13 protein-coding genes are annotated in these 17884 nt (G+C 67.2%); 6 read left to right on the forward strand and 7 right to left on the reverse strand.

Annotation, left to right across the window (positions count from 1 at the left end; genetic code table 11):
• Nucleotides 1-16 precede the first annotated feature (16 nt).
• The gene (locus tag ACW9UR_RS14690; RefSeq protein WP_458917751.1) at nucleotides 17-1876 is read right to left on the reverse strand and encodes a bifunctional 2',3'-cyclic-nucleotide 2'-phosphodiesterase/3'-nucleotidase; all 1860 of its coding nucleotides are present in this window, start codon (nucleotides 1874-1876) and stop codon (nucleotides 17-19) included.
• A gap of 63 nt (nucleotides 1877-1939) precedes the next feature.
• Between ACW9UR_RS14690 and ACW9UR_RS14695 the strand changes: the two genes are divergently transcribed.
• Nucleotides 1940-2734 (forward strand): inositol monophosphatase family protein, encoded by a 795-nt coding sequence (locus tag ACW9UR_RS14695; protein WP_458917752.1) that lies wholly within the window; start codon nucleotides 1940-1942, stop codon nucleotides 2732-2734.
• Between the two features lie 45 nt (nucleotides 2735-2779).
• On the opposite strand, the gene ACW9UR_RS14700 is transcribed toward ACW9UR_RS14695, so the two are convergent.
• The 3 genes from ACW9UR_RS14700 to ygfZ all read right to left on the reverse strand — a co-directional run bounded on the left by ACW9UR_RS14700 (nucleotide 2780) and on the right by ygfZ (nucleotide 4537).
• Nucleotides 2780-3370: a DsbA family protein gene (locus ACW9UR_RS14700; RefSeq protein ID WP_458917753.1), complete on the reverse strand. Its 591-nt coding sequence runs from the start codon at nucleotides 3368-3370 to the stop codon at nucleotides 2780-2782.
• Nucleotides 3371-3439: 69 nt separating this feature from the next.
• Nucleotides 3440-3742 carry a chorismate mutase gene (locus tag ACW9UR_RS14705; RefSeq protein WP_458917754.1) on the reverse strand — a complete coding sequence of 101 codons (303 nt, stop codon included), beginning with the start codon at nucleotides 3740-3742 and terminating at the stop codon, nucleotides 3440-3442.
• A gap of 3 nt (nucleotides 3743-3745) precedes the next feature.
• Nucleotides 3746-4537, reverse strand: a complete 792-nt coding sequence (ygfZ, locus tag ACW9UR_RS14710) for a CAF17-like 4Fe-4S cluster assembly/insertion protein YgfZ (protein WP_458917755.1) — start codon at nucleotides 4535-4537, stop codon at nucleotides 3746-3748.
• A gap of 78 nt (nucleotides 4538-4615) precedes the next feature.
• Here ygfZ and ACW9UR_RS14715 point away from each other — a divergent pair, with 78 nt between their 5' ends.
• From ACW9UR_RS14715 to ACW9UR_RS14725, 3 genes are read left to right on the forward strand one after another with little or no spacing between them, the layout of a single operon-like run.
• Complete coding sequence (locus ACW9UR_RS14715) at nucleotides 4616-5302, forward strand: TIGR04283 family arsenosugar biosynthesis glycosyltransferase (protein WP_458917756.1); 687 nt, start codon at nucleotides 4616-4618, stop codon at nucleotides 5300-5302.
• 60 nt (nucleotides 5303-5362) lie between these two features.
• Nucleotides 5363-6589 (forward strand): pyridoxal-phosphate-dependent aminotransferase family protein, encoded by a 1227-nt coding sequence (locus ACW9UR_RS14720; RefSeq protein ID WP_458917758.1) that lies wholly within the window; start codon nucleotides 5363-5365, stop codon nucleotides 6587-6589.
• A gap of 2 nt (nucleotides 6590-6591) precedes the next feature.
• Nucleotides 6592-8214 carry an acyltransferase gene (locus ACW9UR_RS14725; RefSeq protein WP_458917759.1) on the forward strand — a complete coding sequence of 541 codons (1623 nt, stop codon included), beginning with the start codon at nucleotides 6592-6594 and terminating at the stop codon, nucleotides 8212-8214.
• 4 nt (nucleotides 8215-8218) lie between these two features.
• Here ACW9UR_RS14725 and ACW9UR_RS14730 read toward each other — a convergent pair whose 3' ends face one another.
• Together ACW9UR_RS14730 and ACW9UR_RS14735 are read right to left on the reverse strand one after the other, a co-directional pair.
• Nucleotides 8219-9328 (reverse strand): pyridoxal phosphate-dependent aminotransferase, encoded by a 1110-nt coding sequence (locus tag ACW9UR_RS14730; RefSeq protein WP_458917760.1) that lies wholly within the window; start codon nucleotides 9326-9328, stop codon nucleotides 8219-8221.
• A 99-nt stretch (nucleotides 9329-9427) separates the two neighbouring features.
• Nucleotides 9428-12553, reverse strand: a complete 3126-nt coding sequence (locus ACW9UR_RS14735) for a valine--tRNA ligase (protein ID WP_458917762.1) — start codon at nucleotides 12551-12553, stop codon at nucleotides 9428-9430.
• A 138-nt stretch (nucleotides 12554-12691) separates the two neighbouring features.
• Between ACW9UR_RS14735 and ACW9UR_RS14740 the strand changes: the two genes are divergently transcribed.
• Together ACW9UR_RS14740 and ACW9UR_RS14745 are read left to right on the forward strand one after the other, a co-directional pair.
• Nucleotides 12692-13453, forward strand: coding sequence for a DUF3592 domain-containing protein (locus ACW9UR_RS14740; RefSeq protein WP_458917763.1), 762 nt, complete (start codon nucleotides 12692-12694; stop codon nucleotides 13451-13453).
• A gap of 86 nt (nucleotides 13454-13539) precedes the next feature.
• Nucleotides 13540-15843, forward strand: coding sequence for a xanthine dehydrogenase family protein molybdopterin-binding subunit (locus ACW9UR_RS14745; protein ID WP_458917765.1), 2304 nt, complete (start codon nucleotides 13540-13542; stop codon nucleotides 15841-15843).
• 102 nt (nucleotides 15844-15945) lie between these two features.
• Here ACW9UR_RS14745 and ACW9UR_RS14750 read toward each other — a convergent pair whose 3' ends face one another.
• On the reverse strand, nucleotides 15946-17877 hold the full coding sequence (locus ACW9UR_RS14750) for a DUF3604 domain-containing protein (RefSeq protein WP_458917766.1): 1932 nt from the start codon (nucleotides 17875-17877) through the stop codon (nucleotides 15946-15948).
• Nucleotides 17878-17884 lie beyond the last annotated feature (7 nt).

Genomic DNA, 17884 nt, shown 5'->3' on the forward strand with positions numbered 1-17884 from the left:
CGGGCGGCAGCCGGTTTCAGAGATGCAGGCGGAACCGCGCGAAGCCGCCGGGGGCTGGGCCCACAGGTTCGATCCGGCGGCGGGGCGCCTGGCGAGGATCGGCCTCGGGATGGCTGTCGAACTGGACGCTCGTTCCAGGCATCGGCGAGAAATCCCAGCCGGGTTCGGTGCGCGGGTCCACGGTGCCCTGCGCCTTGATCCAGCGCACCAGCATGTCGCGGTTGCTCTCGTCGGTCTCCAATGCACGGGTGGCATCGCTCGGGATCGGGAACTCGCCGCCACCGCCCGCCCGATAGCTGTTGGTGGCGACAACGAACCGGGTTTCGGGTTTCACTGGGCGGCCCGCATGGGTCAGGTCGCAGATGCGGCAGGCTTCGGGGACAACCCGCCGCCCGTCGGCATCGAAGCGCGCGGGTTGGCTCAGGTCGATGGCGTAGCGCAGCCCATGCGCGACGTCGAAATTGTATGTCGCGAATCCGGGCACGAACAGTGGCGCATCCTCCGCCCCCGCTTCGATCCGGTTGAAGATTCCGGCCGAGCGCTCCAGCCAGTCCGCGATCTGCTCGCCGGTCATCAGCAGCGCGCAAGCGGCATTGGGAAAGAGGTACAGGTCCGCCGCATCGCGCAAGCGCAGCGGCCCCTCCGGAATGTCATGATAGTGGTCCGGCCCGGCCCGCCCCCCGGCCTTGAACGGCGAAGTGATCGAGATCAGCGGCAGCACTTCGTGCGCGGTGCCGCGCAGCGCCTCGGTCACCGCCCAGGCCTGCGCGCGGGCGACCAGTTGCACGGCCGGATCATCCGCCACCAGCGCGAAATGCGAGGCGATCCGAGCCGTGGTCTGCCCGATCGGCTGACGGATGTGCGCGAGCGTGCGCTCGTGCGCCGCTTCAGTGGCGCGCAGGACGGCGGGGGATTCGGGGACCAGCGGGCACAGCGAGCCATCCGCCGTGCGCTCGGCCACCGGGCGCAGGGTGCTTTCGTGGCCGGCGATGCGCCAACCCTCGGCATTGCGGACCAGGTCCAGGTCCAACACCCCAAGATGCGTTCCCCAGAACCCCGGCATGACCGTCGGCACTCCGTGGAGCGTCCCTGCCCCCGGATCGATACCGTCCTTGGCCACGAACTCCGGCCCGGGAAACAGCCGGTGCTGATGACCCGCGATGATGGCATCGATTCCCGGCACGCGCGCAAGATGCAGGCTCGCCTGCTCCTGAAGCGGCTGGCGCGGCCCCGGATGGATGCCGGAATGACTGAGCGCGATCACAATGTCGGCCCCTGCAGCGCGTAGCGCGGGAACACAGGCGGCGGCGGCGTCGATCATGTCACCCGCCTCGACACGTCCCGAGAGGTGCCGCGCATCCCACATCATGATCTGCGGCGGGCAGAGCCCGATCAGGCCGATCCTGAGCACCTGCTCGGCGCCCTCGGCATCGCGGACCCGCCGCTCGAGGATCGTCGTAGCGGGTAGCAAAGGCGCACCGTCTCCAGTCCGCACCACATTCGCGCAAAGCAGCGGAAACGGCGCGGTTTTCGATGCCCTCTCAAGCGCTTCCAGGCCGTAGTTGAAGTCGTGATTGCCCAGCGCCGTAGCCTCGATTCCCGCCGCGTGCATGGCCGCGAACATCGGGTGCAAGCCATTCTCGCCTGCAAACAGATCCCCCATCGGGTTGCCCTGAAGGTGATCCCCGCAGTCCAGCACGAGGGCATTCGGCACCTCGTCGCGCGCGGCCTCGATCAGGCTGGCGATCCGCGCCAGGCCCATGCCCGGCGCCGCGCGGTCGGCGGTGTAGTCCCAGCCGCGTACCTGCATGTGAAGGTCGGTCGTTGCCAGCACGCGTAGCTTGACGGGGGCGCAAGGCGGGTATTCGGTCGTCAATGCTTGGCCTTTCGCACGGATTTGCCTATGAGGGGCGCGCATTCCCCGGCAAGCAGGATCACAATGGCAACCGCATCGGCAAACCTCAATATCATGATCAAGGCCGCGCGCCGCGCCGGCCGCGGGCTGATCCGCGACTTCGGCGAGGTCGAGAACCTGCAGGTCACCTCGAAAAGCGCCGGCGATTTCGTCAGCCGGGCGGACATCCGCGCCGAAGAGGTCATCCGCGAAGAGCTGATGGAAGCCCGGCCCAACTATGGCTGGATGGGCGAGGAAAGCGAGGCCGTGCAGGGCGCCGACCCGACGCGGCGCTGGATCGTCGATCCGCTCGACGGCACCACCAACTTCCTGCACGGCATGCCGCACTGGGCCATTTCGATCGCGCTGGAGCACAAGGGTGACATCGTCGCCGCCGTCATCTTCGATCCGGTCAAGGACGAGATGTTCACCGCCGAGAAAGGCTCGGGCGCGTGGATGAACGACCGCCGGCTGCGCGTTTCGGACCGGCGCGACCTGCAGAACATGGTCTTCGCAACCGGCGTACCGTTCGCGGGCAACCCCGCCCTGCCCCGGTTCCTGAAGCAGGTCGCACACCTGGCGCCGCAATGCGCCGGCATCCGCCGCTGGGGCTCGGCGGCGCTGGACCTCGCCTACGTGGCGGCGGGCCGCTACGACGGCTACTGGGAGATGGGGCTGAACGCCTGGGACATCGCCGCGGGCATCCTGATCGTGCGCGAGGCAGGCGGCAAGGTCGACACAATGGCCCCCGGAGGCGAACTACTGGGCGGCGGACAGGGCCTCGTCGCATCGGGGATGGACGTGTTCGACAAGTTCTCGAAGGTCGTCCGCGAGGCGTAAGCGTCCGCAACAGGCATACCGTGGGGCCGGTTCCGGCCCCCGGCGTCAGGTCTTCCCAGCCCAGAAGATTGCGTCTTCGAGCCGGTCGTCACCCCAGAAGACCTCTCCGTCCACGACGAAGCTTGGTGAGCCGAACACACCGAGGTGCATGGCCATTTCGGTCTCGGCCACGAGCGCCTGCGCGATTTGCTCGGACTCGGCCAGCGACAGCACACGGGCCGGGTCCTGCCCGATCTCGGCCAGGCTGGCCGAGAGATTCGGCTCCTGTCCCGCAGCGTCCCCCTCCTCGAACCAGCGCCGATAGGTCGCTCGGGTGTAGTCCTCGACCCAGCCCTCCTTGGCGCCGAGGATGGCGACGCGGTTGGCAAGGACCAGCCCCGGCAGCGGATAAGGCGCCGGCAGCGAGGGCTCGAGACCGTAACGTGCGGCGCGCCGCTCTATGTCACGCCACATGTAGGCGGCCTTCACGGGCTTGTCCTTGAACGGGATGTTGTTCTGCTCGACCATCACATGGCGGACGTTGAACGGGCGCCATCGGAACGTCAGACCAGTAGAAGTCGCGACCTCAGGCAGCCGCATCACCGTAAGGTAACTGTAGGTGCTGCCGATCGAGTACCAGAAATCGATGGTCATCATGTGCGCCCCCTTCCGTCCTGCAATCCTACCGCATGAGGGGGTGGTGCACGATGAGTTCCATTGGGCAGACTAGCCGAGACGCACGCTTTCCCGCGCGATGGACCAGTCGATCAGGTCGCGCCAGAGCCTTTCGACCAGATCCGCGTCGAGCCCTTCCGCCTCGGCGTTGGCACGGACGCGGGTAACGACCTCCTCGACGCGGGCGGGTATGTTGGCGGGCAGGCCTTCGGCCTGTTTCAGCGCCACAGCGCGGTCGATATAGCGGCTGCGGAGCGCGAGCCTTGCCACCAGATCCCGGTCCAACGCGTCTATCTGCTGGCGCAGCTCGGCCATCGAGCCGCAGTCCTCGGGTTTGCGCAGCGTCTCCGTCATCGCTCAGCCCTCGGCGTCCGGCCAGAGCACGGTCGTCCCGCCCGCTGTCATTGGTCCCGAAGCACGGTCATAGCGCAGGTGCGCCAGCCCGTACCCTCCGGCGGTGGAATAGAGCGTGCCGACCGGCTTGCCGTCCTTCTCGACCGGGGTGCCCGGCAGGACGGCGCCCGAGACCTCGACCCGCACCAGCCCCTTTCGCAGCTCGGTCTTGTGGCGCATCCGCGCGGTGACTTCCTGACCAACATAGCAGCCCTTGCGGAAGTCGACGCCGTGCAGGCGATCGAACCCGGCTTCAAGGATGTAGCTGTCGTTGGGGATCAGCTCGACGCCCGATTGCGGCACCGCGCACGCCACGCGCAGCGCGTGCCAATCGGCGGGATCGCCCGGCTCCAACCCGTGCAGTGCCGCTTCGGGATCGTAGGTGTAGAGCCGCCAGCCCAGCTCGGCATCGCGCGGATCGGTCAGAGCGTCCTCGGGCTGCGGTCCGTCCCAGCCCTGCACGACCGACAGGCCCGCATCCTCGATCGTCACCTTGGCGCGCAGCTTGTACATGGTCAGGCGCTGTTTCAGATCCGCCGCCTGCGCCGCGTCGGCGTCGAGCAGCAGCCCCTCGCCCTCGGGCACGAGGAAGAAGTCGGCCAGATACTTGCCCTGCGGCGTCAGCAGCGCTGCGTAGACCGCGCCGTCCTTCAGACCGTCCAGCGAGTTGGTCACCAGATCCTGCAGGAACTTCCGATGATCCTCGCCAGTGATGCGCAGCACCGTGCGGTCGGTCGCGTGGAACGCTCTTGTCATGGACCTCTCCTTCTGCTCAGTGCCCGAGATAAGCGCGGGCCTGCCCGCTGTCACCCCCAGTTTCCCAGCCGGTGTCCGATGCCCGCCCCGATCTCGATCGTCATTCCCACGCTGAACGCCGCCGACACCATCGGCCCGACCCTGGCCGCACTGGCTGAGGGGCTGGGCGAAGGTCTGATCCGCGAGCTGGTGCTGTCGGACGGCGGCTCTGCCGACGGCATCGAGGACGTGGCCGAGGCTGCAGGGGCCGAGCTTGTCACCGGCGCATCGGGACGCGGCGGACAGATCCGGCGCGGGATCGAGGCAAGTTCGGGCGCGTGGCTGATGGTACTGCACGCCGACAGCCGTCCCTTGCCCGGCTGGCCCGCTGCCGTAGCGCGGCACATCGCGGACCGCCCCGACCGCGCTGGCTATTTCGACCTGCGCTTCGACGCCGAGGGGCTTGCGCCCCTGATGGTCGCCGGCTGGGCGAACCGCCGCTCGCGCCTTTTCGGGCTGCCCTATGGCGACCAAGGCCTGTTGATCCGCCGCGCTGTTCTGGAGCACGCGGGCGGATTTCCGGACCTGCCGCTGATGGAGGATGTTGCGCTGGCCCGCGCGCTCGGTCGCAAGGCGCTTGCGCCTCTCGGCCACCCGATCCTGACTTCGGCCGATAAATACCGGCGGCAGGGCTGGCTGCGGCGCGGCGCGCGCAACCTTGGCACGCTGGCGCGCTACTATGCCGGGGCCGCTCCCGAAGAATTGGCCACGCGATACCGCCGCTAGGGATTGGCACCGCCGCCGAAAGGGCTAAGGTGGCGGCGTCCGCCTTTTCGGAGCGATCCCATGTCCCTTGCCTTCGGCCGTCCGATCCGGGTGATGCCCGGCCCGTCCCACATTCCCGACCGCGTGCTGAACGCGATGCACCGCGAAGCGCCCAATATCTACGAGGGCGAGCTGGTCTCGCTGACCGATACGATCCGCCGCGACCTGTGCGCGCTGGCGGGCACTACGGGAGAGTTGGCGATCTACATCGCCAACGGCCACGGCGCCTGGGAAGCGGCGCTGACAAACACGCTCTCGCCCGGCGACAAGGTGCTGGCGCTGGCTACAGGGCGCTTCGGACTGGGCTGGGCGCAGATCGCCCGCACGCTGGGGCTGGACGTGGAGCTGATGGATTTCGGCAGCAACCGCGCCGTCGATCCCGCCCGCGTCGAGGCCCGGTTGCGCGAAGACCGCGGCCACGAGATCCGCGCCGTGCTGACCGTGCAGACCGACACCGCCACCTCGGTGAACAACGATATCGAGGCCCTGAGCCAGGCGATCCGCGCCGCCGGGCACCCAGCGCTCTACATGGTGGACAGCATCGCCAGCTTTGCCTGTGCGCCGATGCAGATGGACGCCTGGGGCGTGGACGTGCTGCTGACCGCCTGCCAGAAGGGTCTGATGACGCCACCGGGGCTGAGCTTCACCTTCGTTTCGCCCAAGGCCCGCGCGGTGCGCGAGGCGCTGGACCGGCCAGTGTCGCCCTATTTCGACTGGCTTCCGAGACTGGCGCCGCAGATCTTCTATCAGAATTTCCACGGCACCGCGCCGACACACCACCTGTTCGGCCTGCGCGCCGCACTCGACATGATCGCCGAGGAAGGGCTCGAGAACGTGCTGGCCCGCCACGCCGCCTTTGCCCGCACCGTCTGGTCGGCGGTCGAGGTCTGGGGCGAAACCGGGCAGATCCGCCCAAACGTCGCCGACCGGGCTGAGCGCTCGGTGGCAGTCACGACGATCCTGACCGGCGACGGCGACGGCGCGCGGCTCCGCCGCTGGTGCGAGGACGAGGCTGGGCTGACTCTGGGCATCGGATTGCCGTTGGGCGCCGAGCTGACGCATGGCGAGAGCCTGTTCCGGATCGGTCACATGGGCCATATGAACCCGCCGATCCTGCTGGGCGTGATCGCGACTGTAGACGCGGGACTGAAGGCGCTTGGCGTTGCGCATGGCGGCGGCGCGCTGCGCGTCGCCTCCGAGGTGATGGCCGAAGCCACCCGCCCGGCCAGCGCGGCAGCGGCGGAATGAGCATGGACGACGCCAGCCCCCAGCTGACCGAAGAGGAACGCCGCGCCCGTCTGCAGATCATGCCCTGGCTGCGCAGCGATACCGAGGTTGCCGCCCCCGAGCAGCAGTCTCGCAAGGCTCGCCTGGCCCAGATCGCCGGAGCCGAGATCGACCCGACCGCCTTCATAGCCGACGAGGCCGCCGTGCATACCGAACGGTTGGCGCTCGGCGCGCGCAGCTGGATCGCCGGGCATGCGATCGTGCGCGGCGACGTGTCGTTCGGCACCGACTGCACGGTGAATCCCTACGCGGCGATTTCCGGCACGGTGCACTTCGGGAACGGGGTGCGGATCGCCTCGCACGCCTCGATTGTCGGCTTCAACCACGGGATCGCGCCGGATCGGCCGATCCACCAACAGCCCGTAACGGCAAAGGGCATTACCGTGGGTGACGACGTGTGGATCGGCGCGAACGCGGTGATCCTCGACGGGGTCAGCATCGGCGACGGCGCGATCATCGCCGCTGGCGCCGTGGTCAGCCGGGATATCCCGGCGATGGCAATTGCCGGCGGCGTGCCGGCCAGGGTTCTGCGCTCGCGTCTGCCGGAAACGCCGGTGGACGATGCCTTGGGGCAGCTTTCGGAGATCGCGGCGCGGGAATGGCCCGAGGTGTTGTCGGCGAACCAGGTAGACGGGCGCTATCGCAGCCTAGATGGGCCGGGCCACAGTGTCGCCCGCATCCGGCACCTATGTGACGCCATCGAGATCGCCGCCGCCTTCGGCGCCCTTCCCGAGGGCCTCGAACCGGACAGCACCGTCGACCAGCTACGGGCGCTGCAGGACCCGGAGTCCGGGTTGGTCCCCGATCCCTACCTGCGTCCCGAACCGGACCGTCCGCTGCGCGAGGATGGCAACGCGCTTTATAACGTCCTTTCCGTCGGTTACGCGCTGGAGCTGCTGGGCAGCCACCTGCCCCACAAGATCTCGGCGGTCGAACAGGAACCAAGCGCGCTCTGCGATTGGCTGGAGGAGCTGCCCTGGGCGACAAACGCCTGGGGTGCAGGCGCGGCGGTCGATGCGATAGGCACGGCGCTCTATTTCAATGCGCGCTATCACGACACCGGCCGCAGCCGCGAGGTGCTGTTCGGCTGGCTCGCGCTGATGCAGGATCGGGGAACCGGGCTCTGGGGCAAGCCGACACCGGACAAAGGGCTGCTGCTGCCAGTGAACGGGTTCTACAGGCTGACGCGGGGTACATATGCGCAGTTCGGCCTGCCCGTGCCCCGGCCTGAGGCGGCTATCGACTCGGTGCTCGCCAACCACAAGGCTCAGGCGTTCACCGGGCCGACCTATACCGCGTGCAACCTGCTCGACACAATCCACCCGCTGTGGCTGTGCCTGAAGCAGACCGACCACCGCCGTGCCGAGGCCGAGGCCATCGCCCGCGCGCTGATCGCCCGCGCACCCGAGCGCTGGGTGCCGGGACGCGGTTTCGCCTTCGCGGACAACCAGCCGCCCAGCCTGCAAGGCACCGAGATGTGGCTTTCGACGGTCTGGCTGGCCGCCGACCTGCTGGGCCAGTCCGACGCCCTTCCATGGCGACCGCGCGGGGTGCACCGGGTCGAGCTCGTGGGCCTGGGTTACTAGCGGGCTACCGAGCCGCTTTCAGCGCGGGGCCCAAGGCTGCCTCGAACGCGTCAAGCTCCGGCCCGGTGCCCGCACTGATGCGGATGCAGCGGTCCTGCGGCGCGACAAAGGGCATCCGTACGAAGATGCCGCGCGCGACCAGTTCCTTCAGCACGGCGCGGGCATAGTCTCCGTCCCGCCCGCAGTCGATGGTCACGAAATTCGTGGCCGAGGGCAGCGGCACAAGCCCATGGTCCCGCGCGATCTCCGAGATCCGTTCGCGCGCCTGCGCCACATGCTCCAGCACATGCTCCAGCCAGTCGGTCGCGTGGAGCGCGGCCAGCGCCCCCTCCTGCGCTATGCGATTGACGCCGAAATGGTCGCGCACCCGGTCGAAAGCGGCGATCAACTCGGCATGACCGATGGCATAGCCGATCCGCGCGCCGGCCATGCCGTAAGCCTTCGAGAAGGTCCGCATGTGGATGACCTGCGGGTTGCCGACATCCACCTTCGTTAGCGTGCCTTCGGGCGCGAACTCGCCATAGGCCTCATCGAGGCAAAGCACCGCGCCCGCGGGAAGGCTGTCGATCATCCGCTGCATCGTCGCGGCATCGTGCCAGCTGCCCATCGGGTTGTCGGGGTTCGAGATGTAAACCAGCGGCGCGTCGACCTCCGCCGCCTTGGCGACAAGCGCCTGCGGATCCTCGGCGTCATCCTTGTAGGGCACCTTGTGGAGCACGCCGCCGAAGCCCGTGACATGGTAGTTGAAGGTCGGATAGGCCCCGTCCGAGGTCACGACCGGCGTGCCTTGTGTGACCAGCAGGCGCACGAGGCTGCCAAGCAGGCCGTCGATCCCGGTGCCGACCAGGACGTTCTCCATCGCGACGCCGTGCTTTTCGGCCAGCGCCGCGCGCAAGTCATGGTTCTGCGCGTCGCCGTATTTCCAGACCTCGGCGGCCGCCTTGCGCATCGCCTCGATGGCCTCGGGCGCAGGGCCGAAGACGCTTTCGTTCGCACCAAGCCGGGCGAGGAATGGTTTGCCCATGGCCCGTTCCTGCGTTTCCGGCCCGACGAAGGGCACGGTCGCGGGCAGGCTGGCCACAAGCGGGGTCAGGCGGGGGGCGCGGTCGGTCATCGGTAGTCCCTCACGTGTTGTAAGGCATCCCCAAGCGATGAGGCTCGCGCCCACCCTCGGGTCAGGCGCACGCCGGGGCTGACGCCCCGGCGAATTGGCTCAGGCCATCTCGGCCAGTCGCTTCTGCGCAGCGTCCAGCTTGGCGGCCTCGGCCTCGAGGTCCTCCAGCCGGGCGCGCGCCTCGTCAACGATCTCCTCGGGGGCATTGGCGATGAACTTCGCGTTGTTCAACTTGCCCTTCAGCCCCCCCATTTCCTTCTGGAGCTTGCCGACAGCCTTCTCCAACCGGGCGCGTTCCTCGTCGAGGTCGATCACGTCCGCGAGCGGTAGACAGAACGTCCCGCCCTGAACCGGCAGGGTCACTGCCCCTTTTGGCGCGGTTTCGGCGGTCTGGAACTCGGACACACGAGCCAACCGTTCGATCAGCGCGCGGTTGCGCTCCAGCGCCGCCTGCCCGGCTGCGTCCAGTTCCAACCGGATCAGCGGGATCTTGGCGCCGACCGGCACATGCGTTTCAGCGCGAACCGAGCGGATGTCCTCGATCAGACCGATCACCCAGCCCATCTCGGCATCGGCCTCAGCGTTCGCCAGATCGGCTTCGGAGTACTCGGGCCAGTCGGTGTGGACCAGCATCTTGGGCCGCTCGGCAATGTCGCCCCACAGCTGTTCGGTGATGAACGGCATGATCGGGTGCAGCAGGATCAGGCACTGGTCGATGGCCCAGGCCATGGTGGCGCGGGTCTCGGCGGCGGTCGCCTCGTCGGCCAGCAGGGGCTTGGCGAACTCGACATACCAGTCGCAGACCTTGCCCCAGACATGGGCGTAAAGCACGTTGGCCGCGTCGTTGAAGCGGTAGGCGTTCAGTGCCGCATCGACAGCCTCGCGCGCCCGCGCGGTCTCGCCCACGATCCAGCGGTTGGCGGTCTGGGTTAGCGCCTTGGGATCGAAATTCGGGTCCGGCTTGCACTCGTTCATCTCGGCAAAGCGTGCGGCGTTCCAGAGCTTGGTGCCGAAGTTGCGATAGCCCTGGATGCGGTTCGTCGATAGCTTCAGGTCGCGCCCCATCGCCGCCATCGCGGTCAGCGTGAAGCGCACCGCGTCGGCGCCGTATTCGTCGATCAGCTCAAGCGGGTCGAGCACGTTGCCCAGGGACTTGGACATCTTCTTGCCCTTCTCGTCCCGGACCAGCGCGTGAACATAGACGGTGTGGAAGGGCACCTCCTTCACGACCTCGAGCTGCATCATCATCATCCGGGCGACCCAAAAGAAGATGATGTCGAAGCCGGTGATCAGCACGTCCGTCGGGAAGTACTTCTTCAGCTCCTCGGTCTGCTCGGGCCAGCCCAGCGTGCCGATCGGCCAGAGGCCGGAGGAGAACCAGGTGTCGAGGACGTCGGGGTCACGCCAGACGGGATAGACCAGGTGCGTCGGATCCTGGCTGAGGTTGTAGTCGGCGAGGCTGGCGGCAAAGGTCTCGACCGCCGCAGCGCGGTTCTCGACCTCGACGATACGCGCATGATCAAGCGGCATCGGGGCCGCGGCAATGTCATCGCGGAAGCGTTCGGCGACGGTATCGAACTCCGCGGCGGCGTGGTGCTTCTCGCGATAATCGACTAGCCCTTCATTGAGCAGACGGAAGATCTCGACCTCGTCGAGCGCGTTGTCGTTCTCGTCGTCACGGAAACTGTCCGCGTGCAGGTCGAGCCCGTACCAGACCGGGATCTGGTGTCCCCACCAGAGCTGGCGGCTGATGCACCAGGGTTCGATATTCTCCAGCCAGTTGAAATATACCTTCTTGTGCTGCTCGGGCAGGATCTCGGTCCGGCCGTCGAGCACGGCGTCGATGGCGGGCTGCACGATCTTGTCGGTGGCCACGAACCACTGGTCGGTCAGCATCGGCTCGATGACAACCTTGGAGCGGTCGCCGAAAGGCTGGGTGATCTTCTTGTTCTCGACGAAGGGAACGGTCTCGGTGACCTCCTCGCCGGTTTCCTTGTCGGTGCGGGTGACCTGGGTCGTGACCGCCAGCCCCTCGTCGGTGATCTGCTGGACGACCAGCTTGCGCGCCTCGAACCGGTCGAGGCCGCGCAGCTCGTCGGGGACAAGGTTCAGCGTGTCGACCTCGCCTTCCGTGAACGCGGCACCCTCGGCAATCGCCTGCGCCCGCTTGGCGCACTCGGCATAGGTCGCGCCGTCATCGCGCATCTGCCCACGGGTGTCCATCAGCCGGTACATCGGGATGCCGCCGCGCTTGGCGACCTGGTAGTCGTTGAAGTCGTGCGCGCCGGTGATCTTCACCGCGCCCGAGCCGAAATCCTTGTCCGGGTATTCGTCGGTGATGATCGGGATCAGGCGGCGATGTTCCTTCGGGCCGACGGGAATTTCGCAGAGTTTCCCGACGATTGGCGCATAACGCTCGTCCGTGGGATGAACTGCGACCGCGCCGTCGCCCAGCATCGTCTCGGGCCGGGTCGTGGCGATCGAGATATAGTCCCGCGTCTCGCGCAGGGTGACGTTCCCGTCCTCGTCCTTCTCGACGTATTCATAGGTCTCGCCACCCGCCAGCGGGTATTTGAAGTGCCACATGTGGCCGTCGACGTCGATGTTCTCGACTTCGAGGTCGGAAATCGCCGTCTCGAAATGCGGGTCCCAGTTGACCAGCCGCTTGCCGCGATAGATCAGCCCCTTCTCGTAAAGGTCGACGAAGACCTTCAGAACGGCGTCGTGGAAATCGGGGCTGTTCTCGTGGCCCGTGCGGGTGTCGCCCGCAGCGCCTGCCATGGTGAAGGCGTTGCGATCCCAGTCGCAGGAAGCGCCGAGGCGTTTGAGCTGCTCGACGATGCGCCCGCCGGACTGCTCTTTCCACTCCCAGACCTTCTCGACGAATTTCTCGCGGCCCATATCGCGGCGCGTGAGGTTCGTGCCGTCCTTGGCCAGTTCCCGCTCGACGACCATTTGCGTCGCGATGCCCGCATGGTCCTGCCCCGGCTGCCAGAGCGTGTCGAAGCCGCGCATCCGGTGCCAGCGGGTCAGGATGTCCTGCAGCGTATTGTTGAACGCGTGCCCCATGTGCAGGCTGCCGGTCACGTTCGGCGGCGGGATCATGATGCAGAAGGTCTCGTCCCGCGAGGCGTTGGCCCCGGCGCGGAAGGCGCCCGCCTGCTCCCAGGCGGCTGCAATGGCAGCCTCGGAGGCGGCGGCGTCGAAAGTCTTGTTCATGGCCATGGGAAGCGGTCCTGCCGGTTAGATCCGTCTGTTCGGAGGCCTGATTAACGCGCGCGGGGGCCAAGGGAAAGCCCGCGTACGCCTTGTCTTGGCCACAAGAGCGGGCGAAAACGGGCCCGCACCCCGCAGGAGGCCTCGATGGACGCACCGGCAGACCCGAAAAGCACCTTCCGCCTGTTCATGAAACTGAACGGCTGGATCGCCCTGATCCCGCTGCTGATCGCGCTTGTGACCGGCTCGATCACGCTCTCGGAGGGGCAGAAGGCACAGCGTCTGGCGGATGACGGCGGGGTGACGCAGGCGACGGTGATCCACCTGCGGCGGTCCTACTATACCGACAGCGACGGCGACCAGCGGACCAAGTACCACATGGAGTACAGCTTCACGGCCAACGGCCAGACCTACCAGATGGAGGAGACAATCGGCCGTGGCCTGTTTTCCCGGCTGAACTCCGGCGACAAGACCGAGGTGCGCTACTGGCGCCCCGATCCCACGGTGAACGAGATCGAGCCCGGCACGACGACCACGACGATCTGGGTGACCAAGATCGCCTCGGCGCTGACGCTGGCGGGCGGGCTGTTCTGGATCATCCGTTCATGGACCCGCGCCTCGCGGGCGACTCGCGTGCGCGATCGGGGCGACAAACGGCAGGCGACGGTCACCCATCACATCAAGACCGGGGTGCGGGTCAACAAGGTGCCCCAATACCGACTGGCCTGGCAGGACGAAGACGGCGCGACCGGCAAGTCCTGGTTCGTCTCGGGCCGCCGGCTGGGGGAGTGGCCCGAGGGGTCCGAATTGACGATCTACGCCGACCCCGCGGGCAAGCTGCCCTCGGTCTGGGAACATGACGTCGGCGTCCGCCGCGAGAGCAGCCGCGGCGCGGTACGCCGCCGCTGATCCTCCCTGCCCTTCGGCACTTTACCTTGCGGCCTCAGCCCCTATGGTGACCGCAATCCGATCCCATTCGTCCGAGGAATTCCACGATGTCGAAGTTTGGTCTCCACCAGTCCCCGCCCCGCACCGAGGATGTCCGGTTCCTGACCGGCAAGGGCCGCTACGTCGACGACATCGCCCCCGAGGGCTCGGCCTACATGGTGTTCCTCCGCTCGGACGTGGCGCACGCGAAGATCGCCTCGCTCGATGTCGATGAGGCCCGCGCCGCTCCCGGCGTGCTGGCGGTCTATACGTCGGCGGATCTCGACGGGAAGCTGGTCAACAGCATGGACTACTCGGTGCTCAAGGTGCCCGAAGGCGGCGTCTCGACCACCCCGCGCCGGCCGATGCTGGCCGAGGACAAGGTGCGCTTCGTCGGCGAAGCGATCGTCGCGGTCGTGGCCGAGACGAAGGCGCAGGCGATGGACGCGCTGGAGCTGATCGAGATCGACTACGACGAGCTGCCCGTGCACGTCGCGACCGCCGTCGGCGGCGAGGCGATCCACGACGAGGCGCCGGACAACCTCGCCTATGACTGGTGGTACGGCGACGCCGAGGCGACCGAGGCCGCCTTTGCCTCGGCCGCACACACGGTCAAGATGGACATCGTCGACAACCGGATCGTGTCGAACCCGATGGAAACGCGCGGTTGCTACTCGGAGATGGTCGGCGGGCGACTGCACCACGCGGTCAACGGCCAGGGCGTCTGGGGCGTGCGCGACGCGCTCGCCGACAAGCTGGGTATGGATGCGGCCGACGTGCACGTGACCACGCCGGACGTCGGCGGCGGTTTCGGCACCAAGGCGCAGGACTACCCCGAGCAGTTCCTTGTCAGCCTTGCCGCGAAGGAACTGAACCGCCCGGTCCGCTGGATGGCCGAGCGCGGCGAAGGCATGATGACGGACAACGGCGGGCGCGACGTCGTCACCGTGGCCGAAGCCGCCTTCGACGCCGATCACAAGCTGTTGGCTGTGCGTATCAACTCGGTCAGCAACCTCGGCGCGCACAACTCCGGTTACGCGCAGCACATCCAGTCGGAACTGGCCCTGAAAGTGCTGACCGGGATCTACGATGTGCAGACCGGCTTCTTCGGCGTAAAGGGCGTCTACACCAACACCACGCCGATCGACGCCTATCGTGGCGCAGGCCGCCCCGAGGCGATCTACGTGATCGAGCGGCTTATGGACACCTGTGCCAAGGAACTGGGCACCGACACGTTCACCCTGCACCGCAAGAACTGGGTGCCGAAGGACAAGTTCCCCTACACCACCTTCTCGAAATCGGTCTACGACGTGGGAGATTTCGGCCGCGTCATGGACCGTGCGATGAAGGAAGCCGACGTCGACGGCTTCCCCGCCCGCCGGACCGAGGCCGAGGCGCGGGGCAAGCTGCGCGGCATCGGCCTCAGCTACTACATCGAGTCGATCCTCGGCGCCAAGAACGAGACCACGACCATCGAATTCGCCGAGGACGGGTTCGTGAACCTCTATGCCGGCACCCAGTCGAACGGACAGGGACACGAAACGGTCTTCGCCCAGATGCTCCACGCCCGCACCGGGATCCCGTTCGACAAGATCCGCTATTTCCAGGGCGACAGCGACCTGATCAAGAGCGGCGGCGGCACCGGCGGCTCGCGCTCGGGCACCGCGCAGGGCAACTCGATCAACGCCACCTCGGACCTGATGATCGAACGCTTCAAGGATCTCGCCGAAGAAGAGCTCGAGGTCGCCCGCCCCGACATCGTCTTCGAGGACGGCACCTTCTCGGTCGCGGGCACCGACAAGTCAGTGGGCCTGATGGACCTCGCGGCCACGGCACGCGAGACGGGCCGCAGCGACCTGCTCCGTACCGAACACGAGCACGCCTTCAAGGCCGGTGCCTTCCCTTACGGCGCACACATCGCCGAGGTCGAGGTCGATCCCGACACGGGCGTCACCAAATGCGTGCGCTACACCGTGGTCGACGATTTCGGCGTGCTGATCAACCCGAAGATCGTCGAGGGACAGGTCCACGGCGGCATCGCCCAGGGTGCCGGCCAGGCGCTGGTCGAGAACTGCGTCTATGACGAGACCGGCCAGTTGCTGACCGCGAGCTTCATGGACTACGCGATGCCGCGCGCCGCCGACTTCCCCATGATCAGCTTCAACACGGAACTCGTGCCCACCTCGACCAACGAGATCGGCATGAAAGGTTGCGGCGAGGCCGGCACCGTCGGCGCGATGGCCTCGGTCACCAATGCTGCGCTCGACGCCGTCTGGTCCCGCGGCGTCCGCCGGGTCGACATGCCGCTGACCCCGCTCAGCATGTGGCGCCGGCTTCAGGACGCCACCGCGTCTAGCCTAGCCGCCGAGTAACGTGAACGGGCGCTCGACACTCGGGCGCCCGCCTTCCAATTTCTTCAAGTATCCCCGCCGGAGGCCCCCGGCCAACCCGGGTCCGGCGGTCGCCGAAACGACCTACCCTTGGGGCGTGTACCAGATCGGCGAAGTGTACGCGCGCTCCTGCGTCTCCATCGGACTTTCCTCCGGCACCTCCGCGCCCATCCGGAACGCGTCATAGGCGGTCCAGCGCGGCGTCGGGATCTCGATCACTCGGACATAGTAGAACGCCCGCTGGGTCGGATCGAAGTCCGGGTCAGTCCAGACGGTGCCCAGCTCGGCCGCACCGATTGTGTTGGTCCAGGTCGCGCGCGCGACGTCGACAGTCGAACCCACCGCGGGCAGCTTGCCGTCGGCATCCGGCTCGCGGTCGCCGCCCCACGCGACATCGTAGACCTGTTCCTCGGTCTCGCCCTCGGCGTTCAGCCAGCCCTTTACGACCTGGATCCGGTCGAGGTTCGCCCCGATCGGATCCTTCAGCGCGAAGATCATGAAGTTCGGGGCCGAGGCACCATCGGGCGCCTGGCCGAGGTCTCCGCCCATGGGCACGCCCTTGGCATAGCCGATGGTCGACGGGGTCCGCGAAGTCAAATCCTCCACCGTGAAGTCCCAGCCGCCGAAGAAGCGCACGCCGAGCCGCGAGCCGGTCGTGGCGTAGACTTCCCGCCGCTCCATCGCGTCGAAGATCGCATCGCGCGTGTTCTCAGAGGCCCAGACGGCCGCAAGGCCCGAGGCCACCTGCTCCCAGCCGATGATCGCCACGTCACCAAACTGGCCGACGACATGCGAGGGCCGCTCGGGGTTCGGCTCGGTTCCGGAATGCTTTCCGAAGAAGTTGTCCTCCTGCGCGGTGGCAAGTGAGGTATGGCTGTCGGTGGAGCCTACCATGCCGAACTTGTAGGGGTTCGTACCCAGGCGCGCCTCGATCTGCATGCCGCGTTTGAGCGCCTCGCGCGCGTATTCCCCGGCGAGCATGTCGTCGGTCTTCGCCTCCGACAGGTTCAGGTTGCCCTTGTCCCAGGTCTCGTAGTCGGCGAACTCGTCGGCAGGCGACAGGAACGGATGCGTCTCACCATCGCCCTTGATCTGGGTGACCTCGTACATCGGCTCCCATTTCGCGCGCTGCGTCACGTATTCCTCGTCGAGCGCGACGCCGTCGTATTGCGCCTCAAGGGGGAACATTATCCCGTTCGCGAGATTGCCGTTGTGCGCGAGGGCCAGCACGTCGCCGCGCGTCACCTCCTCGTAGTTCTCCATCCACGCCCAGAGCGCGCGCGGATTCGGATCGCCGAGGGGCGGCGTCGTGGTCGCCGGGTCGACCTGCCGGGCCAGTTCTCCCCCGTCGCGGTAGATCACCACGCGGTGCATGTTGTTGCCCTCGACCAGCGAGGTCCACTCGTAGCCTATGAAGGCAGTGAAGTTGCCCGGATCGTTGGCTTCTTCGGCAGCGGCAATCTGGCGCTGCCAGACCGAGCGGTAGGCCTTGGTGCCCGGCTCGACGGACAGCGCCTCCGAAATCACCTCGCCGCGCGAGAACGTGTCGATCAATTCAAGGGTCGCGCCGACCGCAGCATCGCCGCCTTCCGCAATGGCCGAGGCGATCCGGTTGCCGTCGGGATCGGCCATGATCGAGCGGTCCTGCGCGAAGATCAGGTCAAAGAGGCCCATGTTGTCGGAATGGTCCGCGACGACCAGCCAGTCCAGCGGGCGTGACAGCCGCGCCTGGAAGCCAGTTGTCGCCTCAACCTCCTCTCCCTTGGCAAAACGATAGGCTTCGCGAGCATCGAGACGATTGCCGAATGACCCCGCGTCGAAGGAGGTCGAGGTATGCAGGTGCGTATCGCCCCACAGCGGCCGGTCGGCAAAGCCGCGCGCCGCGTAGGGTGAGTAGGATTCGCCCGGAAACGCCTTCACGAGGCTTGAGGCTTCCGGCGCGGGCTCGAACCCCCAAGCCGATGGCGCCGTCAGCGCTGTCGTCAGCATCAGCGCGCAGAGATGTCTGCTGGTCATGGCGAAG

Source organism: Halovulum sp. GXIMD14794 (genome assembly GCF_054457455.1).